Source organism: Aminobacter sp. J44 (assembly GCF_007829415.1).
GTDB lineage: Bacteria > Pseudomonadota > Alphaproteobacteria > Rhizobiales > Rhizobiaceae > Aerobium.
Map to the genome: position 1 here is coordinate 100,035 of NZ_VLJG01000034.1, position 22,784 is coordinate 122,818.

Here is a 22,784-nt window from a genome sequence, read left to right on the forward strand (position 1 = left end):
TTTCCGATGGGAATGCGCCTGCATTTGTTCAATTATCCTGCGGACAAACGAGGACTGAAGGTAATGCGATATCCCAGAGACATGCGCGGCTACGGCCAGAACCCGCCGGACCCGAAGTGGCCGGGCGGCGCCCATGTCGCGGTGCAGTTCGTGGTCAACTACGAGGAAGGCGGCGAGAACAATATCCTGCACGGCGACGCCGCGTCCGAGGCGTTCCTGTCGGAAGTGGTCGGCGCGGCGCCCTGGCCCGGCAAGCGCCATTGGAACATGGAGTCGATCTACGAATACGGTGCCCGCGCCGGCTTCTGGCGGCTGCATCGCATGTTCACGGAAGCCGAGGTTCCGGTCACGGTCTACGGCGTTGCCACAGCCCTTGCCCGCTCGCCCGACCAAGTCGCGGCGATGAAGGAAGCGGGCTGGGAAATCGCCAGCCACGGCCTGCGCTGGATCGACTATCGCGATCACGACGAGGAATCCGAGCGCAATGACCTTCTCGAGGCCATCCGCCTCCACACGGAGGTGGTCGGCGAGCGCCCGCGCGGCATGTATCTCGGCCGCACCTCTGTCTGGACCGTGCGCCTGTCGGCGGCCGAAGGCGGTTTCGACTGGATCTCCGATACCTATGACGACGACCTGCCCTACTGGCTCGACCACGACGGTCACGGCAATCCGATCCCGCCGCAGCTGGTGATCCCCTACACGCTCGATGCCAACGACATGCGCTTTGCCACCTCGCAGGGCTTCAACTCCGGCGACCAGTTCTTCGCGTACCTCAAGGACACGTTCGACACGCTCTATGCCGAGGGCAAGGCGGGCCGGCCGGCGATGATGAGCATCGGCCTGCACTGCCGCCTGATCGGCCGCCCCGGCCGCGCCGCGTCGCTCAAGCGCTTCATCGACTACGTGAAGAGCCACGACAAGGTGTGGCTGCCGACGCGCGGGCAGATCGCCGCCCATTGGCGCGAGCATCATCCCTACAAGCCGCACCCGCTGCGCCCGAGCCGCATGTCGCGCGAAGAGTTCGTGGCAAAGTTCGGCGGCATCTTCGAGCACTCGGCCTGGATCGCCGAGCGCGCCTTCGACCTCGAGCTTGGCCCCGCGCACGATTCCGCCGGCGGCCTGCACAACGCGCTCGCGCGCATCTTCCGTTCGGCAAGCGAGGAGGAACGGCTCGGCGTCCTGCGCGCACATCCCGACCTTGCCGGCAAGCTGGCGCAGGCAAAGCGCCTGACGCCAGAATCAGCCAATGAGCAGGCCTCCGCCGGCCTCGACGCGCTGACCGATGAGGAGCGCGAGGCCTTCACGCGGCTGAACACGGCCTATGTCGAAAAATTCGGCTTCCCGTTCATCATCGCCGTCAAGGACAACACCAAGGCAAGCATCCTTGCCGCCTTCCAGACGCGCATCAACAACGACCGCGACACCGAGTTCGCTACCGCCTGCAAGCAGGTGGAGCGCATTGCTGAGCTGCGGCTGAGAGACATCCTGCCAGCCTGAGGGACGAGACAGATGAGTGACAGAAGCTACTACGCCCCTCACGGCGGCCTGCCGCCCCAGACGGAGCTGCACACCGGCCGCGCGATCTTCACCGAAGCTTATGCGGTGATCCCAAAGGGCGTGATGAGCGACATCGTCACCAGCTACCTACCCTTCTGGGACAAGACCCGGCTCTGGATCATCTCGCGCCCTCTCTCCGGCTTCGCGGAGACCTTCTCGCAATACATCATGGAAGTGGCTCCCGGCGGCGGCAGCGACCAGCCTGAACCCGACGCGGATGCCGAGGGCGTCCTGTTTGTGGTCGAGGGCGAGATCACCGTTACGCTCGACGGCGAAAAGCACGCGCTCATCCCCGGCGGCTATGCCTATCTGCCGCCTGCAAGCGGCTGGGCGCTCCGCAACGAACGCTCTGAGACCGCGCGCTTCCACTGGATCCGCAAGGCCTACGACTTCGTCGAGGGGCTGGACGTCCCGGACCCGCTGTTTCTGAACGAGAAGGATATTGCGCCTTCCATCATGCCCGACACCAACGGTGCCTGGGCAACGACACGCTTCGTCGATCCAGCAGATCTTCGCCACGACATGCATGTGACCATCGTCACCTTCGAGCCAGGCGGCGTCATCCCGTTCGAGGAAACGCATGTGATGGAGCACGGCCTCTACGTGCTGGAGGGCAAGGCGGTCTACAAGCTCAACCGCGACTGGGTCGAGGTCGAGGCTGGCGACTTCATGTGGCTGCGCGCCTTCTGCCCGCAGGCCTGCTACGCGGGCGGTCCGGGAAAATTCCGCTACCTCCTCTACAAGGACGTCAACCGCCACGCCAAGCTGGCGTTCAGGTAGGATGGTTGGTGGGGATATCGCCATCTCAACGTGCAGGACGTCCGCATGAGCAACCGCATCATCACCGCCCGGCCGCTGACGCGCGAGGCGTTTGCCGAATTTGGCGACGTCATCGACACCGACTGCGACACGCACTACCCGATCAATGGCGGCAAATGCGAGCGCTATCACGATCTGTGCAAGGTCGAAGCGCTGGGCGAAAATGCGCGGGTGCTGGTGTCGATCTTCAAGGGCACGCCGTACGACCTGCCGCTGAAGCTCACCATGGTCGAACGCCATCCGCTTGGCAGCCAGGCATTCGTGCCACTGTCGCCGGCACCTTTCCTGGTGATCGTCTGTCATGATGAGAACGGCCGGCCCGGCCGGCCGCATGCGTTCATCACCTCGCCCGGCCAGGGCGTGAACTACCCGGCCAACCGCTGGCACGGCGTGCTGACGCCGATCGGTGCGCCACAGGACTTCGTCGTCGTCGACCGCGGCGGCGATGGCAGCAACGTCGAGGAATATTTCTTCGAGGAGCCCTGGGAAATCAGGCTGCCGGAATAGCTTCTTCCACTTTTCGGCTACCGAAAGCGACACCGGACAAGCGCGTCATTGTCGCATTTCGTTGCAACCTGACGTTACGTCATTCGTTTCAGCTGCAGTTGAATTTCTTCTCCGCGTCGCGGCGGCAGCCCTGAACCCGACGCTACGTCAGCACGATTCTCCCTTGCAGGGTGGTGACTTAGGAGTGGGGCAATCCGCTATCGGCAGCCATAGTTATACATCTATACATTATATGTATAAATCATCCTTAAGTTGAATCTTACGCGATACACCAAAGCTATTTCCGGACATTAGGCGACTAAAAAATACGCCATTACGTGTCGCACAACGCCTTGTGGCCCGGACTATTTTGGCTCCAATATGTCGGCAACGAGGCGCGGTTCACGCAGCCCAAGTCAATGGGTCCGACAGATCAATCGGGTGAGGAGCATTACTACATGTCCAGCGAACTTGATTTCTTGAGCCGTCACGTTGCCATGGGTCGTTTGAGCCGCCGGGATTTCCTCGGCCGTGCTGCTGCGCTGGGCGTCTCGGCTACCGTAGCGAACTCGCTCCTCGCAAACGCCGTCAGGGCGCAGGGGCCACAGAAGGGCGGCGACCTGCGCATGGGGCTAACGGGCGGCGAATCCACAAACAGCCTCGATCCCGCCAAGTGGCTGACTCAGGTGCCGCAGAACTTCGGCTCCACCTGGGGCGAACTGCTGGTCCTCCAGTCCCCTGAAGATGGCTCGCCGCAGCCGGTCCTCGCCGAGAGTTGGGAAGCGTCCGATGACGCCAAGGAATGGCGCTTCAAGATCCGCAAGGGCGTGACCTTCCACAATGGCAAGGAGCTGACGCCGGAAGACGTTGCCCAGACCATCCGCCGCCATTCGGACGAAAAGACCGAGTCCGCCGCGCTCGGCGTCCTGCGCGGCCTCGGCGACATTGCTGTCGACGGCGACAATGTCGTCTTCAAGCTGGAACATGGCAATGCGGATTTGCCGCTGCTCCTGACCGACTACCACCTCGTGATCCAGCCGAACGGCGGCTACGACAAACCGGACGAAGGCATCGGCACCGGCCCCTACAAGGTCGAGGTCAACGAGCCGGGCGTGCGCCACGTCAGCACAAAATATGACGGCTACTGGCGCGACGATGTCGGCCACGTCGCCTCGGTCGAGGTGATCGTGATGAACGACGCCACCGCCCGCATGGCGGCGCTGCAGTCGGGCCAGGTGCACATCATTAACCGCGTCGAGCCACGCACCGTGGCGCTGCTGTCGCGGGCGCCGGGCGTGCACATCGAGAGCACCCCGTCGAAGGGCCACTACGTGTTCATCATGCATTGCAACACGGCGCCGTTCGACAACCACGACCTGCGCATGGCCCTGAAGCTCGCGATCGACCGCGAGCAGATGGTCAACCAGATCCTGATGGGCCATGCCACGATCGGAAACGACTTCCCGATCAACGAGTCCTACGCCCTGTTCCCAACCGATATTGAGCAGCGCGTCTACGATCCGGAGAAGGCCAAGTTCCACTACCAGAAGTCCGGCCACAGCGGCCCGATCCTGCTGCGCACCTCGGACGTCGCCTTCCCCGGCGCGGTCGACGCGGCGCAGCTGTTCCAGCAGCAGGCCGCCAAAGCCGGCATCGAACTGCAGGTCCAGCGCGAGCCTGGCGACGGTTACTGGACCGAGGTTTGGAACAAGCAGCCCTTCAGCGCCTCCTACTGGGGCGGACGACCGACGCAGGATTCGATGTACTCCACCGCCTACATCTCCGGCGCGGACTGGAACGACACCCGCTTCTTCGACGAGGGCTTCGACAAGATCATCCTTGAGGCCCGCGCCGAGCTCGACCAGAAGCGGCGCGCCGAGCTCTATCGCGAGGCGGCGCTCAAGGTGCGCGATGACGGCGGCCTCATCCTGCCGATGTTCAACGACTTCATCGACGCCCGTCGCGAGGAGGTCCAGGGCTGGGTCCGCGACCCGAACCACGAAACCTCGAACCTGAGGGCGGCGACCCGCGTCTGGCTGCAGCAGGGCTGACGGGCCAATGCAGATCCTGAAACTCATAGCCCAGCGCATCGCGCTGGGCATCCTGTTGCTTTTCGCCGTCTCCGTCCTGATCTTCGCGGGAACCGAAATCCTGCCCGGTGACGTCGCGGCCTCGATCCTCGGCCAGTCGGCCACGCCGCAGGCGCTCGAAAACCTGCGCCGTGAACTCGGGCTCAACGAACCAGCCATCGTCCGCTATTTCACCTGGCTCGGCGGGCTGCTCACCGGCGACCTCGGCACCGCCCTTTCCAACCGCATGGACATCGCGACCTCGATCTGGCCGCGGCTGAAAAACACGCTGTTCCTAGCCTTCTGGGCGGCGGTCGTCTCGGTGCCGCTCGCGCTCATCCTCGGCATGCTCGCCGTGCGCTACCGCAACGGCTGGATCGACAAGACGATCTCGGGCTTCGCCCTCGCCTCGACCTCGCTGCCCGAATTCTTCATCGGCTACGTGCTGATTTTCTTCTTCGCCGTGAAACTCAACTGGTTCCCGAGCTTCTCGACTGTGCATGAGGCGATGTCGTTCGGTGACCGCATGAAGGCGATCGCCCTGCCCGCCACCGCGCTCACCCTCGTCGTGCTGGCGCACATGATGCGCATGACGCGCGCTGCGATCCTGAACGTGATGCAGTCGGCCTACATCGAGACGGCGGAGCTCAAGGGCCTGTCACAGTTCGACATCATCCGCCGCCACGCCTTCCCGAACGCCATCGCCCCGATCGTCAACGTGGTGATGCTGAACCTCGCCTTCCTCGTTGTCGGCGTCGTCGTCATCGAGGTGATCTTTGTCTATCCCGGCATGGGCCAGTATCTCGTCGACCACGTCACCAAGCGCGACGTTCCGGTGGTGCAAGCCGTCGGCCTGATCTTCGCGGCCGTCTACATCACCCTCAACATGATCGCGGACATTGCGGCCATCGTCTCCAACCCGCGCCTGCGGCACCCACGGTAGGAGCGGCGGATGTTCGACATCAAGACCATCACCGTCAGCGCCTGGATCGGCCTCTTCTTCACCGCCCTGTTCCTGTTCTGCGCGATCTTCGCGCCGTGGATCGCACCTTACGGCAAGGCGGAGATCGTCGGCGGCGTGTGGGAGCCGATGTCCGAGCAGTTCTGGCTCGGCACCGACAACCTCGGCCGCGACCTGCTCTCGCGCATGATCTACGGCGCGCGGATTACGGTGTTCATCGCGGCGGCCGCGACGGCGCTGTCCTTCTCGCTCGGCGCGATCCTTGGCTTCACGGCAGCCGTGGTCGGTGGCTGGTTCGACACGCTGATGTCGCGCTTCATTGACCTTTTGATGTCGATCCCGACGCTGATCTTCGGCCTCGTCGTGCTGTCGGTCCTGCCCTCGACGATCATCACCCTGATCCTCGTCATGGGCCTCCTGGATTCGACACGCGTCTATCGCCTGTCGCGCGCGGTCGCCGCCGACATTAACGTCATGGACTTCGTCGAGGCGGCCAAGCTGCGAGGCGAAGGCAATGCCTGGATCATCTTCCGCGAGATCCTGCCCAACGCGCTGTCACCGCTCGTTTCGGAACTCGGCCTTCGCTTCATCTACGCCGTACTGTTCCTCTCGGCGCTGTCGTTCCTCGGCCTTGGCGTGCAGCCGCCGGAGGCGGACTGGGGCGGCATGGTGAAGGAGAACAAGGAAGGTATCGTCTTCGGCATTCCGGCGGCGCTGATCCCGGCCGGGGCCATCGCTGCACTCGCCATCTCGGTCAATCTCGTCGCCGACTGGGTGCTGAACCGAACCTCGAGCCTGAAGGGAGGGCGCGGCTGATGGCAAATCCCGCTCCGAAGCACGACGGCCGCCTTCTCGAGATCCGCAACCTCAGAATCGAGGCGACGAGCTATCCGCCCGGCGAGCCGCCGAAGAACATCACCATCGTCCATGACGTGTCGCTGACGCTCGAACGCGGCAAGGTGCTCGGCCTCATCGGCGAGTCCGGCGCCGGCAAGTCCACCATCGGCCTTTCCTCGATGGCCTATGGCCGCGGTGGCGTGCGCATTACCGGCGGCGAGGTTCTGCTCAACGGCCGCGATATCCTCAAGGCGGGGAAACGCGGCATCCGCAGGATACGCGGCCGCGAGGTCTGCTATGTCGCCCAGTCGGCGGCAGCCGCCTTCAACCCGGCCCACAAACTGATGGATCAGGTGGTGGAGGCGGCACTCCAGCACGGAACCGCCAGCCGCGCCGAGGCGGAAAAGCGGGCGAAGGCCCTGTTTCGCAAGCTCAGCCTTCCCGATCCCGACAATATCGGCAACCGCTACCCGCACCAGGTCTCGGGAGGCCAGCTCCAGCGCGTGATGACGGCCATGGCGCTTTGCTCGGAACCCGACCTCATCGTCTTCGACGAGCCGACCACCGCGCTCGACGTCACCACCCAGATCGACGTGCTCGCGGCAATCAAGGACGCGATCCGCGACACCGGCGTTGCCGCGCTATACATCACCCACGACCTCGCCGTCGTCGCCCAGATCGCGGACGAGATCATTGTCCTGCGCAACGGCAAACTGGTCGAATGGGGCGACACGCAGCAGATCATCAAGGAGCCCCGACAGGAATACACCAATCAGCTCGTCTCGGTGCACAGGATAGACCACCAGGAAAAGCCGGCGACCAGCAGCCCGATCCTGTCAGTGAAGAACGTGACTGCCGCCTATGGACACGGCGCGATCAGGGTGCTGAAGGACGTCTCAGTCGACATCCATCCGGGCCAGACGCTGGCCGTCGTCGGCGAATCCGGCTCCGGCAAGTCGACGCTCGCCCGCGCCATCACCGGCCTTTTGCCGCCCATGGAGGGAACCATCACCTTCGCCGGCCGCACACTGGCGAACCGGCTTGCCGATCGCCAGCGCGAAGACCTGCGCGAGCTGCAGATGATCTACCAGATGGCGGACGTCGCCATGAACCCGCGCCAGACAGTGGCGGAGATCATCGGCCGGCCGCTCGAGTTCTATTTCGGCATGCGCGGACGCCAGCGCGATGCGCGTGTCGCCGAACTTCTCGACAAGATCGAGATGGGCAAGGGCTTTGCCGACCGCTATCCGGCCGAGCTCTCAGGCGGGCAGAAGCAGCGCGTCTGCATAGCCCGCGCGCTCGCGGCGAAGCCGAAGCTGATCATCTGCGACGAGGTCACCTCGGCGCTCGACCCGCTGGTCGCCCACGGCATCCTCAGGCTGCTGCTGGATCTGCAGGCGGAAGAGGACGTCGCCTACCTCTTCATCACCCATGACCTCGCAACGGTGAAGGCAATCGCCGACTCCATCGCCGTCATGTATCGCGGCGAGGTCGTGCGCTACGGGCCGAAGTCGCAGGTGCTGACGCCGCCCTTCGACGACTACACGGACCTGCTGTTGTCGTCCGTGCCAGAGATGGAGGTGGGCTGGCTCGAGCGGGCGATTTCCGGCCGGCGCATGGCAAGCGCCGGCAACTGAGGATCAGGCTTGGAGCCTGCGGATCAGATAGCGTACGGTGCGCTCGCCGCCATAGACGTCGGCGAGGCCGGCTTCCTCGAAGCCCATCGCGGCGTGAAAGGCGTCCGACTCTGGGTTGGGCGGATTGAAGTTGACTTCGCAGCCGACGACGGAGTGGCCCGCCGCCTGAGCCCTGGCGAACACCTGCTCGTAAAGCTTTCGCGCCAGCCCGCGCCCACGCGCATGCTTCGCCACCACGATCCGGTCGACATAGACGAAGCGCGGATAGCGGTCCCTGAACCACAGGAAGTTCGGGCTGTCGTAGTCGGCATCCTGATCGAAGGTGAGCAGGAAGGCGTCGGCCTCCCCCACCCGCGCTGTCCAGAACGCCTCGGAGACGAGATGCGCGAGCCGCTCCGGCTCGAGCCATGAGAGCTCACGCGCGTGCTCGTTGTTGAGTTCGAGGATGGCAGGCAGTGCGTCCGAAGTGACGGGCAGCACCGGAGAAAGGGCAGTATCAGACATGCGCGGATCACTAGCCGATCGTCCGCCGCCGTCAACGCTCCGTCACCGCTGGCACACGCTTTTTTGCAGGCTGACGCGGGCCCTCACCGCCCCTTCCAAACCGGATCGCGCTTTTCGGCGAAGGCCTTAAAGCCCTCGAGATTGTCTTCCGACGCGTAGAGTTCGTCTACCGTGCGGAACTTGCGCTTGGTGATCCAGTTCATCGCGTCCTGGAACTCCATCGCCTCGGCGCGGCGGACGACCTCCTTGATCGCGGCGAAGACCAGCGGAGGGCCGGCCGCGAGSAGCCGCGCGACATCCCAGACGCGTTCCTCCAGCTGGCTTGCCGGATGCACCTCGTTGACGAGGCCCCAGCGATGCGCCTCCATCGCGTCCATCCAGCGGCCGGTGAGCAGAAGGTCCATCGCGACGTGATAGGGAATGCGCTTCGGCAGCTTGACGGTCGCCGCATCCGCCAGCGTTCCCGCCCTGATCTCCGGCAATGCGAAGGACGACGTGTCCGAGGCGTAGATAAGGTCGCATGACAGCGCCAGCTCGAAGCCGCCGCCCACCGCCATGCCGTGCACGCAGGCGATTACGGGCTTATTGAGGTCGCGCAGTTCCTGCAGCCCGCCAAATCCGCCGACGCCATAGTCTCCATCGACCGCATCCCCGGCAGCCGCAGCCTTCAGATCCCAGCCGGCCGAGAAGAACTTGTCGCCGGCGGTCTTCACAATCGCGACGCGAAGCTCCGGATCGTCGCGAAAGGCCTCGAAGGTCTTGCCCATGAGCCGGCTCGTCGCGAGGTCGATCGCATTCGCCTTCGGCCGGTCGAGCGTGACTTCGAGGATCGCCCCTTCCCGGCGGGTCTTGATCACGTCGTTCATGCTCCCTCCTTCCGTGTCACCAGCAGCGCGTCCGCGATCCAGGCGCCCTTGCCCTGCTCGCAGACGATCAGCGGATTGATGTCGAGTTCTTCAAGCGTTGCCGAATGCTGGAGCGTAAACCGGGCAACGCCAAGGATGGCAGCGACCGCCGCCTCGCGATCGGCGACCGGGCGGCCGCGATAGCCTTCCAGCAGCGCGTGCATGCGCAGGCTGCGCAGCGCCGCATTGATCTCGTGGCACGAGGTCGGCAGCAGGATCGTGGCCGAGTCCTTGAGCAGCTCGACCAGCACGCCGCCGATGCCGACCGTCATCACCGGCCCGAACAGCGGATCGCGCGTGACGCCGACGATGAGTTCGGCCACCGCACCCTCGATCATCCGCTCGACATAGAGCCCGGTGCCGAGCGGCAAGAGGTCCGCAGCCGCCGCGCGAACAGAAGCATGATCGCGCAGGTTAAGCCTGACCGCGCCAGCCTCGGACTTGTGCGCGATGCCCAGCGCTTTGACCGCGACCGGATAACCCAGCAGCGTTGCAACCTCCTCGGCTTCCGCGATGCTCCCGGCGTGCCTGCCTTCTGGCACCGGCAGGCCGGCATCGCGCAGCAGCTTCTTGGCGTCCGCCTCGTCCGGATCGCTGCCATTCAGGTCATTTGAAGCCCCGGTGAAGATCTCCGCCGGCTGAAAATCGCACTCCCGCGCCCAGGCCTCGCCGATGAAGGCGGCGGCCTCGGCCGCATCGAGCGCTTCGTCGATCCCCATCAGCGGCGCGATCCCGCACGCGATCAGCTTTTCGCAGTATTCCTCGGGCAGGTTTTCCGGCATCGAGGCGACGATGGCGCCTCTTGCCTCGTTGCTTTTCAGCGCGGTCTGGAACGCGTTCACCGTCGGCCACCAGTCAGCGTCCGAACAGCGGTCGGCACGGGGAAAATCGAGCACCAGCAGGTTGAGGTCGAAGCGGCCCGACACCATGGCGGTGAAGGTCGCGGCCATCGCTGGTTCGTTGTTCCAGATGAAGGTGTGGTAGTCGAGCGGGTTGGCAATCGCGACCAGCGGCCCGAGGGTTGCGCGCACGCGCTCGGCGTGCGCCGGGTCGAGCTTCGAAAACTTGACGCGCCGCCCCTCGGCGGCATCCGCCACGATCGAGGCCTCACCGCCCGAGCAGCTCATCGATGACAGACGCCGCCCTTTCAGCGGGCCGATCACGTGGAGCAGTTTCAGCGTCTCAAGGAAGGACGGGATCGAGCTAACACGTGCGATGCCGAGCCGACGCAGGAACGCATCGGATGCCGCATCTGAGCCCGCCAGCGAGGCCGTGTGCGATATGGTGGCGGTTCGCGCGGCCTCCGAGCGGCCAACCTTCATCGCCACGACCGGCTTGCCGAGTTCGCGGGCGCGGCGACCCAGTTCGACAAAGCCCGCGATGTCGTCGAACGCCTCGATGTGCAGGCCCAGCGCGCTGACCCGCTCGTCCTCGATCAGCCCGAGCACCATTTGGGAGAGGCCCGTCTGCGCCTGGTTGCCAGCTGTCAACACATAGGCGATCGGCAGCCCGCGTTTCTGCATCGTCATATTGATGGCGATGTTGGACGACTGGGTGAGGATCGCGACGCCGCGTCCGCCCTCGGCGAGACGCTGGCCGCCATGCTGATCAGGCCAGAGCAGCGCCCCATCGGCATAGTTGATCAGGCCGTAGCAGTTCGGGCCGATGATCGGCATGTTACCGGCCGCTTCCACCAGCTCGCGCTGCAGCCGCGCGCCGTCGGCATCGTCGCCATCAGCTTCAAGGAAGCCGGCGGCAAAGCACACCGCACCGCCCGCGCCGCGTGCTGCGAGTTCGCGGACGATGTCGATGGTCAGGTACCGGTTGACGCCGATGAAGGCGGCATCGGGCGGCCTGGGAAGATCGGCAACGCTGCCAAAGGCTCTGACGCCCGCTACCTCGTCGCGCAACGGATGCACCGGCCAGACCTCACCGGCAAAGCCCATCTTGAGGCACTGCCTGACGACATTCGGCGCAAATCCACCCCCGCCGATAACGGCAATGGTCTTGGGACGCAGAAGCCGATCAAGCCGGTTCAACTATGCCCCCCCACCGCTACCCTCCAATTGCCCGTAGCAAGGCCCGCGAGATGATGTGGCGCTGGATCTCGCTGGTGCCTTCCCAGATCCGCTCGACCCGCGCGTCGCGCCAGATCCGTTCGAGCGGCAGTTCGTCCATCAGGCCCATGCCGCCGTGGATCTGGATCGCCTCGTCGGCGACGAAGGCGAGCATTTCGGTGGCCTTGAGCTTGGCCATCGCCATGTCCTGGTCGGTGACGGTTCCGGCGTCGTATTTCCAGCCGGCCTCCAGCACCATCAGCTTAGCCGCCTTGAGTTCCGTCGCCATGTCGGCGAGCTTGAATGACACGCCCTGAAACTTGCCGATCTGCTGGCCGAACTGCTCGCGGGTCGCGGCATAGTCGATGGCATGCGCCAGCGCACGTTCGGCCCGGCCGAGGCACGTCGCGGCCACTTGCAGTCGGGTCGCGCCCAGCCACTGACTGGCAACCTCGAAGCCCTTATGCACCTCGCCGAGCACCTGTTCCTTCGGGATGCGGCAGTCGTCGAACTCCAGCACCGAGTTGGTGTAACCGCGGTGCGAGACATTTCTGTAGCCGTCGCGCACCGTGAAGCCGGGCGTGCCCTTGTCGACGAAGAAGGCCGTGATCTTCTTGCGCTTGCCTCGCGGAGTCTCCTCCTCGCCGGTCGCCATGAAGACGATGGCAAAACCGGCAATGTCGGCGTGGCTGATGAAATGTTTGGTGCCGTTGAGGATCCAGTCGTCGCCGTCCTGCCGCGCAGTCGCCTTCATGCCACGCAGGTCAGAGCCGGCGCCCGGCTCGGTCATGGCAAGGCAATCCCAGGTCTCGCCGCGGATGCAGGGGTAGAGATATTTTTCGCGCTGCTCGGGCGTGCCGGCGAGCAGGATGTTCGAGGGCCGCGCGACACAGGTCCAGTGCAGCGCGTAATTGGCACGGCCAAGCTCCTTCTCGTAGAGCAGCCAGGTTAGCGTATCGAGACCGGCGCCGCCGACCTCCGCCGGCATGTTGGCGGCGTAGAGGCCAGCTTCGATTGCCTTCGCCTTGATCTCCTCGATCAACTCGCGGCGCAGCACGCCGGTGCGTTCGACCTCCGCTTCGTGCGGATAGAGTTCGTTCTCGACGAAGGCCCGCGTCGTCTCGACGATGAGTTTCTGTTCTTCCGTCAGGCCGAAATCCATGACTCAGGCCGCCTTCCGTCGTTTTGGCTTGGCCGCGCGTGCCTTTTCCGCCGCCTGCGACAGCTTCGGCTTAGCCGCTAGCTTGGACAGCTGCTTCACGTAGCCGTTGTGCAGCTCGCCCGCGCCCCAGCCCCTGCCCCGGTTCTGCCTGCCCAGCGCCTCCATAATCGCAACGAGATTATCGTCACGGATCCGCTCCAGCTCGCGGATCGACCAGCGACCGGACTGCTCGTCGGATTGGGTGGCGATCAGCTCGACCAGCTCGTCGTTGAACTCCGGCACGTCCATCAGCTTCGTCCACGGCCATTTAAGGCATGGCCCGAACTGGGCCATGAAATGGCGCATGCCCGCCTCGCCGCCGGCGATGCGATAGACCTGGAACAGGCCCATCTGCGCCCAGCGGAGGCCGAACGAGTAGCGCATGATGTCGTCGAGTTCCTCGACGGTGCAGATGCCGTCCTTGATCAGCCACAGCGCCTCGCGCCACAGCGCCTCAAGCAGGCGGTCGCCGACGAAGGCGTCGATCTCCTTGCGGATCACCACCGGCTTCATGCCGATCGAGGCATAAAGTTTCTTCGCCTTCTCTATCGCTTCGGGCGATGTCTTTTCGCCGCCGACGATCTCGACCAGCGGCAGCAGGTAAACCGGGTTGAAGGGATGGCCGACGACCAGCCGCTCGGGATGTTTCTCCAAGGCCGGCTGCATGTCGGTCGGCTTGATGCCGGAGGTGGATGAGCCGATGATCGCGGCRGGSTTCGCATGCCGGTCGACTTCCGCCAGCACCTTGTGCTTGAGGTCCAGCCGTTCCGGCACGCTCTCCTGAATGAGGTCGGCATCGGCCAACGCCTCGGCGATCGTCGCGGCGTAGGTGATCCGGCCTTCCTTTGGCAGGCCGCCCGTCGCCATCCTCTTGTAAGCGCGGCGGGCATTCGCCATCACCTCGCCGACCTTGCGCTCGGCTTCCGGGTCCGGGTCGAACAAAGCGACGTCGATACCGTTCAGCACCAGCCGCGCCAGCCATCCGGCTCCGATCACACCACCGCCAATGCAGGCTGCCTTCCTGATCATCGGCGCCTCACGCTGCTACGGGTGCGCGCTTGACGAGGCCGAGCTTCGCCCGCACCTCTTCCGGGCCGATCACCCGCGCGCCCATGTTTTCGACGATCGTCACCGCCCGGTCGACCAACTGCGCATTGGTCGCGAGCACGCCCTTGTCGAGCCAGAGATTGTCCTCGAGGCCGACGCGGACATTGCCGCCGGCAAGCACTGTCGCGGCGACATAGGCCATCTGGTTGCGACCGAGCGCGAAGGCCGAGAACGTCCACTCCTTCGGCACGTTGTTGACCATCGCCATGAAGGTGTTGAGGTCGTCCGGCGCTCCCCACGGCACGCCCATGCACAGCTGCACCAGCACGTCGGGCTGCAATACGCCCTCCTCCACCAGTTGCTTTGCAAACCAGAGATGGCCGGTGTCGAATGCCTCGACCTCAGGCTTCACCCCCAGCTCCGTCATCATCCGGCCCATCGCCCGCAGCATGCCGGGCGTGTTGGTCATCACATAGTCGGCCTCAGCGAAGTTCATGGTGCCGCAATCGAGCGTGCAGATTTCCGGCAGGCACTGGCGCACATGCTCGACGCGCTCGCTGGCGCCGGCCATGTCGGTGCCCTTTTCGCGCAGCGGCAGCGGGCTCTCGACATCGCCGAACACCATATCGCCCCCCATGCCGGCGGTGAGGTTGAGGACGACATCGACCTCGGCATCGCGGATGCGCTCGGTCACTTCGCGGTAGAGATGGACGTCACGGCGGGGCGCGCCAGTCTCCGGGTCGCGGACGTGGCAGTGGACGACGGCGGCGCCTGCCTTCGCGGCTTCGATCGCGGCCTCGGCGATCTGTTTCGGCGAGCGCGGCACATGGGGGCTGCGATCCTGCGTGCTTCCCGAACCAGTCACCGCGCAGGTGATGAACACCTCGCGATTCATCGCCAATGGCATGGCATCCTCCCTCTTCACCTTGGGGAAGGATGATGCCTTACTTGCGAAGCGGCGCTTTCCACTTTACGAATTCCGTTTGATGCATAGCGAATGCCGCTCGATATTCGTTCCCGACCAGTCGCCGCTGCGGCTGACCTTCCTCGTCTTTCCCGGAACGTCGATCATGTGCGTCGCCTCGGCGGTCGATCCGCTGCGCGCGGCAAACCGAGTTACCGGCGAAAAGAAGTTCGACTGGACAATCGTCTCGCCGGACGGCGAAAACCCGCTGACCACGGCGGTGCAGGTGGCGGGGAAATTTGATCCGGCAGCAGAGACGGACGTCATCGTCGCCGTCGGCGGCTTCGGCACGCGTCGGGTGCGTGAGCGGGGGCTGTTGTCGGACATCCGCAAGGCGGCCCGCCGCGCCCGCGCCTTCGGCGGAATCGAGGCAGGCAGCTGGGCGCTGGGCTATGCGGGCTTGCTCGAAGGTCGCGCTGCCACCACCCACTGGGAAGATCTGGAAGACTTTGCCGTCAGCTTTCCCGGCTGCAACGTGCGGCCCGACCGTTACGTGATCGACGGACCGGTGTTTACCTCAGGCGGCGCCTCTCCGACCTTTGACCTGATGCTGCACCTCATCCGCTCGCGGCTCGGCATGGCCGTCGCGCTCGATGTGGCGAGCGTCTTCATCTACGACCAGGCGCGCGCGGCGACCGACGCGCAGCCGCTGGTCTCGCTAGGGCGGCTCGACGGCTATGATCCGCGCCTCGCACAGGCGATCCGCCTGATGGAAAGCCACGTCGACAGCCCGCTCACCATCGCCGCGATCTCGCGTCGCGTGGGTGTGACGCCCCGGACGCTGGAAAAGATCTTCACCGCTGCCGTCGGTGAGACTCCCGGCGCCTACAATCTGCGCCTGCGGCTGCTCGCAGCGAGGCGGCTGGTGCTCGACACGGCCGAACCGATGGCGAACATCGCCGCCCGCACCGGATTTTCCGGCGCGGCCGCATTTTCGCGTGCATTTCGGAGAGCGTTCGGCGTTGCGCCGACGCAGATGCGCGCCCGGTGAAGCTCAGGCCGCCTTGCCGCCGAAGACCCTCACCAGCACCCCGACGATCAGCCCGAACGGCACGATGCCGAGCAGCTTGACGAGCGGCACGACGAGAAGGCTCAGCGCCTCGGTCGATGAGGTCGGGGCGATGAAGACCGAATAGAAGGCCGTGAGGTCGAGAAGCAGCGAAAGAACGGCGATCAGCAGCGCCGACACCCAAAGGCTGGTGCGCAGTGCGAGGATCAGGCTGGCGAGATAGGCAAGACTCGCTGCGCCGAACAGGCCGAGATGGAAACCGCTGATCGGCCCTTCGGCGACCACGAAGCAGACGATGGCCTGCAGGCCGATGCCGATGACGGACAGAAGCGCCGCCACGTTGTTCATTTTGGATTGCATGAGTTCCCCACTGCCCGTTTCAGCTGACGTATGCGGTCGCTGACGTAACGGCAATAAGGCTTGAGCCCGCGCGAATAAAAAATGGCGGGGACCAGCCCCGCCATCTCATTCACTCAGACGTTTCGCGGATCAGACGCGCTCAAGCGCCACCGCAATGCCCTGGCCGACGCCAATGCACATCGTTGCCAGCGCGAGCTTTGCGCCGCGCTCGCGCAGCTCAAGCGCCGCCGTGCCTGCAATGCGCGCACCCGACATGCCAAGCGGATGGCCGAGCGCGATTGCGCCGCCATTCGGGTTCACGTGCTCCGCGTCCTCGGAAATGCCGAGGTCGCGGAGCACGGCGATGCCTTGGGAGGCAAAAGCTTCATTGAGCTCGACGATATCGAAGTCGGTCGGCTTGATGCCGAGGCGCGCGCAGAGCTTGTGCGTGGCCGGAGCCGGGCCGATGCCCATGATGCGCGGCTCGACGCCGGCAACCGCACCGCCGACGAAGCGAGCGATCGGGGTCAGGCCATACTTCTTCACCGCAGCTTCCGAGGCGACGATCAGGGCGGCCGCGCCGTCGTTGACGCCCGAAGCGTTGCCGGCCGTGACGGTGCCGCCTTCCTTCTTGAACGGCGTCGGCAGCTTGGCCAGGGTCTCGATGGTCGTCCCGGCGCGCGGATGCTCGTCCTTGTCGACGATGATCGGATCACCCTTGCGCTGCGGGATCGTCACCGGCACGATTTCCTTCGCAAGGCGGCCGTTCTGCTGCGCGGCAACGGCCTTGGCCTGGCTGCGTACGGCAAAGGCGTCCTGGTCCTCACGCGAGACGTTGAACTGCTCAGCCACGTTCTCGCCGGTCTCAGGCATCGAGTCGACGCCGTACTGCTTCTTCATCAGCGGATTGACGAAGCGCCAGCCGATGGTGGTGTCGTAGATCTCAGCATTGCGCGAAAAGGCGGTCTCTGCCTTCGGCATCACGAACGGCGCGCGGCTCATCGACTCGACACCGCCGGCGATCATCAGCTCCATCTCGCCCGACTTGATGGCGCGGGCGGCGATGGTTAGCGCATCCATACCCGAACCGCACAGGCGGTTGACGGTCGAACCCGGCACGGTGAGCGGCAGACCCGCGAGCAGGAGCGACATGCGCGCCACGTTGCGGTTGTCCTCGCCTGCCTGGTTGGCGCAGCCGAAGACCACATCATCGATGGCTTCCCAGTCGACGTTCGGATTGCGCTCCATCAACGCCTTGAGCGGGATCGCGCCGAGATCATCAGCACGGACGGAGGACAGCGAACCGCCGAAGCGGCCAATCGGGGTGCGGACGTAGTCGCAGATATAAGCTTCGGCCATTCTCAAACCTCCGGAACGATCAGGTCGCCAACCGGCCCGTCGATGACGAGCTCGGCGCCGGTGACGGCCTGCAGTTCTTCAATGCTCATGCTCGGCAGCTTCTCGCGCAGCACGAAGCGGCTGTTGACGATGTCGATGACGGCGAGGCTGGTGTAGACGGTCGTCACGCAGCCGACGCCGGTGAGCGGCAGGCTGCACTTCTTGACCAGCTTCGGCTCGCCCTTCTTGGTGACGTGGTCGGTGATGACGCAGACGCGCTTGGCACCATGCACTAGGTCCATCGCGCCGCCGACGGCCGGAACCGAACCGGGACCCGTGCTCCAGTTTGCGAGGTCGCCGTTCTCGGCAACTTCGTAGGCACCGAGGATCGCAACGTCGAGATGACCGCCACGGACCATGGCGAACGAGTCGGCGTGATGGAAGAAGGAGGCACCAGGGTTCAGTGTGACCGGCTTCTTGCCCGCATTGATCAGGTCCCAGTCTTCTTCGCCGGCCGGCGGAGCTTCGCCGAAGTCGAGCACACCGTTCTCGGTGTGGTAGATGACCTCGCGGCCCTCAGGCTTGAACTTGGCAACCATTTCCGGGAAGCCGATGCCGAGGTTGACGTAGGCGCCGTCCGGGATGTCCTGCGCCGCGCGCCATGCGATCTGGGCGTTGGAAAGCTTGGTGGTCATGCCTGAACTCCTTCGCGCAGCAGAACTTCTTCCTGCTTGGGGTCAGAAACTTCGACAATGCGGTCGACGAAGATGCCGGGGGTGATGACGTGTTCGGGGTCAATCCCGCCCGCCGGGACGATCTTGCGCGCCTGCACAATGGTCAGCTTCGCGGCCATCGCCATCAGCGGCGAGAAGTTGCGCGCGGCCTTGTTGTAGGTGAGGTTGCCCTTGGTGTCGGCAAGCTCTGCCTTGATGATGGCGACGTCCGCCTTCAGCCAGCGCTCCTGGACATACATGCGGCCGTCGAACTCGGCGACCGGCTTGCCCTCGGCAACCAGCGTGCCGTAGCTCGTCGGGGTGTAGAAGGCCGGGATGCCCGCGCCGCCCGCGCGGATGCGTTCGGCGAGCGTGCCCTGCGGCACCAGCTCCAGCTCGATCTCGCCGGCCAGGTACTTGTCGGTGAAGGCCTTCGGGTCGCTCGAACGTGGGAAAGAGCAGACCATCTTCTTGACCATGCCGGCATAGATCATCGCGGCAATGCCGACCGCTCCGTTGCCGGCGTTGTTGTTGATGACGGTCAGGTTCCCCGGCGAACCGGTCTTCCTGTAGCGGTCGATCAGCGTGTGGATCAGCTCAATCGGAGCGCCCGATCCGCCGAAGCCGCCAATCATCACCGACATGCCGTCCTGGATGTCAGCCAGGGCATCCTCGATGCCTGGGTAGACCTTGTTCATTGTCTTCTCCCCGAACTGAGCAAGAGCAAAAGTTCGCATTGCGAACATTTGTTCAGTATGCGATACATTGATAAATGACCCAGCAAACCGAGTCAAACGAAACGGCGGCAGATCGCGATCTTGTGGGCTCGTTCGCGCGCGGCCTGCAGGTGATGGAAATTCTTGCCGCCAATCCCGCCGGCATGACGCTCACCGAGATGGCGGAGCGCGCCGGGTTAACCCGCGCCGGGGCGCGGCGGTTCCTTCTGACACTGGTTTCGACAGGCTATGCGACGCAGGACGGGCGCAAGTTCATGCTGTCGCCCAAGCTCCTGACCATGTCGCGCACGTGGATCTCGAACTCGTCGCTGTGGAGTTTTGCCGAGCCGTTCATGCGCGCGCTGTCGCAGCGGCTCAACGAAAGTTGCTCGGCGGCGATCCTTGCCGACGAAGACGTCGTCTATGTCGCCCGCGTCGCTGGCCGCCGCATCCTGTCGGTTGCGCTCCACGTCGGCACACGCCTTCCCGCGCTCTCGACGGCAATGGGCCGAATGCTGCTGTCGGGACTTCCGGAGGCTGAGCTGAAGGCGTTTCTCGCCAAGGCGAAGATCCACGTTCACACGCCAAAGACCATCACCGACCGCGCCGAGCTCAAACGCGTCATCGTCGAGGCCGACAAGCGGGGTTATTGCACGATGGATGAGGAACTGGAGCTGGGCCTGCGCTCGATTGCGGTGCCGATCCGCAACCGCGAGGGCGACATCGTCGCGGCGATCAACGTTTCGACCCAGTCAGTGCGCTTCACCGTGCCCGAGATGGAAGAGAAGATCCTCCCCCATCTGCGGGAAACCGCATCGGTTATTGAGAACTACTTCGTCACTCACTGAGCGCTCACGCGGCCTTCCGCGCTTCCGCCTCGATCGCCTCGCGCATGCTCCTCGACAGCATCATCTCGAGACGCTGCGATACCGCGCGCTTCCACTCCGGCGAGGTCGAAAGTTCGTCAGGGAACAGGCCCGGGAGAGCCATCAGACAATCCACGATCGAGTCTGCCTCGTTGCCTGCCTTGCCCAGCAGAGCGTCGATTTCAGCCTCGCGCGGATCGCGCAGATCGTAGTGTTCGCGGTTCTCGTTCATGCCGAGACAGTACCGCATCCATGCAGCGACAGCGAAGGCATAGCTGTCCAGCGGAAGACCATTCCTTAGCGCAGAAGTTGCAGGTTCGAGCAGACGCTGGGGAAGCTTTTGCGTTCCGTCCATCGCGATCTGATAGGTCTGGTGCGCAATCGCCGGATTGCTGAATCGCTCAAGAAGCTGCTCAGCATAGTCATCGAAAGAAATTCCGGCGACCGGATCGAGCGTCTTCGCCGCCGCCTGCATGTGCTTGCGGATGACGGCAACAAGTGCCACGTCCTTCATCACGTCGCGCACGTAAGCGTGCCCGGCGAGAAAGCCGGAATAGGCAAGCAGCGAGTGCGAGCCATTCAGCATCCGCAGCTTCATCTTCTCGTAGGGGCGCACCTCCTTCGCGAAGATCGCCCCGCCCGCTTCCCACTGGGGCCGGCCGGCAACGAAATTGTCCTCGATCACCCACTGGGTGAACGGCTCGGTCTCCACCGCCGCGCGGTCATCTTCTCCCGTCAGCCGCCTGGCATCCGCAAAGGTCTGTTCGGTGCTTGCCGGGGTGATCCGGTCGACCATGGTCGACGGGAAGGTGACATTTTGGGCGATGAAGCCGGCAAGCTCCGGCCGCGCGGCTTCGGCAAACTCAGTAACCAGCCGCTGGACGACGTGACCGTTCGACGGAAGGTTGTCGCAGCACAGCACCGTGAAGCCGGGCAGTCCCCGCTCCTTGCGCAGCCGCACAGCCTCGACGATGAAGCCGACGGCGCTCTGCGGCTCGGCCGGGTTCACGAGGTCGGCGCTGATGGCCGGATGATTGCGGTCGAGCCCGCCGGTGCCGGCGTCGCGGCCGTAGCCTTTCTCGGTAATCGTCAGGCTGACGATCTTCGTCTCGGGTGCTGCCAACGCCTCCAGCACTGCCTGCCGCTCGCGCGGTGCGACCAGCACGCGCCGGATCGAGCCAATCCGGCGGGCCGTCACTCCATCTTCGCCGCGGGTGAGCAGCGTAAAGATGCCGTCCTGCGGGTTGAGCGCGTCCGCGACGTCCGGCGAGCGAAGCGAAACGCCGGTGATCATCCAGTCGCCACCCGACGCAGCAATCGCATCATCGGTGTAGACGGCCTGATGCGCCTTGTGGAAGGCCCCGAGGCCGAGATGAACGATCCCCGACTTGCGTCCTTCCCGCTGCCACGCCGGCCCGCTCACTGAAGCTGCAGCCGCTGCGGCCTCAGACATAGCGGTTCACCAGATTCTCCAGATATTCCTGCCTGCCGGAGCGCGGCTGCGGCTCGATGCCGTTTTTGAGCACCCGTTCCGAAATCTGCTCGAGCGTCACCTGGCCCGACAGCATCGCCTGCGCCTCTGGCGACTTCCAGCCGGCATAGCGCTCCTCAAGCGGATTGATGAGCACCTTGTCCTCGAGCATGCGTGCGGCCGCCTTCAACCCGCGCGCGCAGCAGTCCATGCCGCCAATATGCGCGATCAGCAGGTCCTCCGGATCGAGCGATTGACGGCGCAGCTTCGCGTCGAAATTGGTGCCGCCGGTGGTAAAGCCGCCAGCCTTCAGCACCTCGTAATAGGCTAGCGCCATTTCCGGCACGTTATTGGGGAACTGATCGGTATCCCAGCCCGACTGGTAGTCGTTGCGGTTCATGTCGATCGAGCCGAAGATGCCGAGCGATGCGGCGAGCGCCAGCTCGTGCTCGAAGGTGTGGCCGGCGAGGATCGCGTGGCCCTGCTCGATATTCACCTTCACATCGTTCTCAAGCCCGAAATCCTTGAGGAAGCCGTACACCGTCGCGACATCGTAGTCGTACTGGTGCTTTGTCGGCTCCTGTGGCTTAGGCTCGACCAGGATGGTGCCGTTGAAGCCGATCTTCTTGGCATAGTCGACGACCAGGGACAGGAACCGGCCGGCCTGCTGCCGCTCGCGCTTGAGGTCCGTATTAAGCAGCGTTTCGTAGCCCTCGCGTCCGCCCCACAGCACATAGTTCACGCCGCCGAGCCGCTTGGTGACATCAATGCACGCCTTCACCGTCGCGGCCGCATAGGCAAACACGTCGGGATCCGGATTGGTCGCCGCACCCGCCATGTAGCGGCGGTTGGAGAACAGGTTCGCCGTGCCCCAGAGGAGCTTCACGCCGGTCTGTTCCTGCTTGGCTGCGAACACGTCACCAATCTCGTCGAGGCGCGAGATGCTTTCCTTCAACGTCGCGCCTTCGGGCCGCACGTCGGCATCGTGGAAGCAGTAGAAGGGGACGCCGAGCGTCGAAAACATCTCGAAGGCAACGTCAGCCTTGAGCTTCGCCGCTTCCATCGTCTCGGAGAACCAGGGCCGATCGAAGGTGCGCCCGCCGAATGGATCACCCCCCTCCCAGGCAAAGGAGTGCCAGTAGGCGACGGAGAAGCGCAGATGGTCCTCCATCCGCTTGCCCATCACGATCTCGTCCGGATTGTAGAAGCGATAAGCGAGCGGATTGGCCGAGTCCGGCCCCTCGTAGCGGATCGGCGGGATGTCGCCGAAGAAACCGGTCGTCATGAC

At 64.5% G+C, this 22,784-nt stretch carries 21 protein-coding genes; 9 read left to right on the top strand and 12 right to left on the bottom strand.

The annotated features are described in order from the left end of the window. The first annotated feature begins 63 nt into the window (after positions 1–63). From puuE to L610_RS13430, 7 genes are all read left to right on the top strand, one after another. On the top strand, positions 64–1,497 hold the full coding sequence (gene puuE / locus L610_RS13400) for an allantoinase PuuE (protein ID WP_024847474.1): 1,434 nt from the start codon (positions 64–66) through the stop codon (positions 1,495–1,497). Between the two features lie 12 nt (positions 1,498–1,509). Then, positions 1,510–2,337, top strand: coding sequence for a bifunctional allantoicase/(S)-ureidoglycine aminohydrolase (locus L610_RS13405; RefSeq protein ID WP_024847475.1), 828 nt, complete (start codon positions 1,510–1,512; stop codon positions 2,335–2,337). A 45-nt stretch (positions 2,338–2,382) separates the two neighbouring features. Then, on the top strand, positions 2,383–2,883 hold the full coding sequence (locus tag L610_RS13410) for an ureidoglycolate lyase (RefSeq protein ID WP_144705641.1): 501 nt from the start codon (positions 2,383–2,385) through the stop codon (positions 2,881–2,883). Between the two features lie 437 nt (positions 2,884–3,320). Further along, a complete protein-coding gene (locus L610_RS13415) occupies positions 3,321–4,913 on the top strand; it encodes an ABC transporter substrate-binding protein (protein ID WP_024847477.1) in 1,593 nt (530 codons plus the stop codon). Between the two features lie 7 nt (positions 4,914–4,920). Beyond that, positions 4,921–5,874, top strand: a complete 954-nt coding sequence (locus tag L610_RS13420) for an ABC transporter permease (protein ID WP_144705643.1) — start codon at positions 4,921–4,923, stop codon at positions 5,872–5,874. 9 nt (positions 5,875–5,883) lie between these two features. Further along, positions 5,884–6,708, top strand: coding sequence for an ABC transporter permease (locus tag L610_RS13425; protein WP_144705645.1), 825 nt, complete (start codon positions 5,884–5,886; stop codon positions 6,706–6,708). Continuing rightward, positions 6,708–8,366, top strand: coding sequence for an ABC transporter ATP-binding protein (locus L610_RS13430; protein WP_144705647.1), 1,659 nt, complete (start codon positions 6,708–6,710; stop codon positions 8,364–8,366). The genes L610_RS13425 and L610_RS13430 overlap by 1 nt, the downstream gene beginning before the upstream one ends. A 3-nt stretch (positions 8,367–8,369) precedes the next feature. Here L610_RS13430 and L610_RS13435 read toward each other — a convergent pair whose 3' ends face one another. The 6 genes from L610_RS13435 to L610_RS13460 form a co-directional block, all read right to left on the bottom strand. Beyond that, complete coding sequence (locus tag L610_RS13435) at positions 8,370–8,870, bottom strand: GNAT family N-acetyltransferase (RefSeq protein WP_144705649.1); 501 nt, start codon at positions 8,868–8,870, stop codon at positions 8,370–8,372. Between the two features lie 83 nt (positions 8,871–8,953). Next, the gene (locus L610_RS13440; RefSeq protein WP_144705651.1) at positions 8,954–9,736 is read right to left on the bottom strand and encodes a carnitinyl-CoA dehydratase; all 783 of its coding nucleotides are present in this window, start codon (positions 9,734–9,736) and stop codon (positions 8,954–8,956) included. Further along, positions 9,733–11,814 carry an acetate--CoA ligase family protein gene (locus L610_RS13445; protein WP_144705653.1) on the bottom strand — a complete coding sequence of 694 codons (2,082 nt, stop codon included), beginning with the start codon at positions 11,812–11,814 and terminating at the stop codon, positions 9,733–9,735. Before L610_RS13445 ends, L610_RS13440 begins: the two co-directional genes overlap by 4 nt. Before the next feature lie 16 nt (positions 11,815–11,830). Continuing rightward, positions 11,831–12,994 carry an acyl-CoA dehydrogenase family protein gene (locus tag L610_RS13450; RefSeq protein ID WP_144705655.1) on the bottom strand — a complete coding sequence of 388 codons (1,164 nt, stop codon included), beginning with the start codon at positions 12,992–12,994 and terminating at the stop codon, positions 11,831–11,833. Positions 12,995–12,997: 3 nt separating this feature from the next. Beyond that, entirely contained in the window at positions 12,998–14,062 is a 1,065-nt protein-coding gene (locus tag L610_RS13455; RefSeq protein WP_144705657.1) for a carnitine 3-dehydrogenase, read from the bottom strand. Between the two features lie 7 nt (positions 14,063–14,069). Further along, positions 14,070–14,987, bottom strand: a complete 918-nt coding sequence (locus L610_RS13460; protein ID WP_024847486.1) for a 3-keto-5-aminohexanoate cleavage protein — start codon at positions 14,985–14,987, stop codon at positions 14,070–14,072. Positions 14,988–15,063: 76 nt separating this feature from the next. On the opposite strand from L610_RS13460, the gene L610_RS13465 reads away from it, so the two are divergent. Further along, positions 15,064–16,035 carry a GlxA family transcriptional regulator gene (locus L610_RS13465; RefSeq protein WP_144705659.1) on the top strand — a complete coding sequence of 324 codons (972 nt, stop codon included), beginning with the start codon at positions 15,064–15,066 and terminating at the stop codon, positions 16,033–16,035. Between the two features lie 3 nt (positions 16,036–16,038). On the opposite strand, the gene L610_RS13470 is transcribed toward L610_RS13465, so the two are convergent. The 4 genes from L610_RS13470 to L610_RS13485 all read right to left on the bottom strand — a co-directional run bounded on the left by L610_RS13470 (position 16,039) and on the right by L610_RS13485 (position 19,141). After that, positions 16,039–16,413, bottom strand: a complete 375-nt coding sequence (locus L610_RS13470) for a hypothetical protein (protein ID WP_144705661.1) — start codon at positions 16,411–16,413, stop codon at positions 16,039–16,041. Between the two features lie 129 nt (positions 16,414–16,542). Beyond that, entirely contained in the window at positions 16,543–17,751 is a 1,209-nt protein-coding gene (gene pcaF, locus L610_RS13475) for a 3-oxoadipyl-CoA thiolase (protein ID WP_144705663.1), read from the bottom strand. Between the two features lie 2 nt (positions 17,752–17,753). Next, the gene (locus L610_RS13480; RefSeq protein ID WP_024847490.1) at positions 17,754–18,425 is read right to left on the bottom strand and encodes a 3-oxoacid CoA-transferase subunit B; all 672 of its coding nucleotides are present in this window, start codon (positions 18,423–18,425) and stop codon (positions 17,754–17,756) included. Further along, a complete protein-coding gene (locus L610_RS13485) occupies positions 18,422–19,141 on the bottom strand; it encodes a 3-oxoacid CoA-transferase subunit A (protein ID WP_024847491.1) in 720 nt (239 codons plus the stop codon). The genes L610_RS13480 and L610_RS13485 overlap by 4 nt, the downstream gene beginning before the upstream one ends. 74 nt (positions 19,142–19,215) lie before the next feature. Here L610_RS13485 and L610_RS13490 point away from each other — a divergent pair, with 74 nt between their 5' ends. Next, positions 19,216–20,007 carry an IclR family transcriptional regulator C-terminal domain-containing protein gene (locus L610_RS13490; protein ID WP_144705665.1) on the top strand — a complete coding sequence of 264 codons (792 nt, stop codon included), beginning with the start codon at positions 19,216–19,218 and terminating at the stop codon, positions 20,005–20,007. A gap of 4 nt (positions 20,008–20,011) precedes the next feature. On the opposite strand, the gene L610_RS13495 is transcribed toward L610_RS13490, so the two are convergent. Then, a complete protein-coding gene (locus L610_RS13495; RefSeq protein WP_144705667.1) occupies positions 20,012–21,478 on the bottom strand; it encodes a mannitol dehydrogenase family protein in 1,467 nt (488 codons plus the stop codon). Next, positions 21,471–22,781 (bottom strand): xylose isomerase, encoded by a 1,311-nt coding sequence (gene xylA / locus L610_RS13500; protein WP_144705669.1) that lies wholly within the window; start codon positions 22,779–22,781, stop codon positions 21,471–21,473. Before xylA ends, L610_RS13495 begins: the two co-directional genes overlap by 8 nt. Between the last annotated feature and the right edge of the window lie 3 nt (positions 22,782–22,784).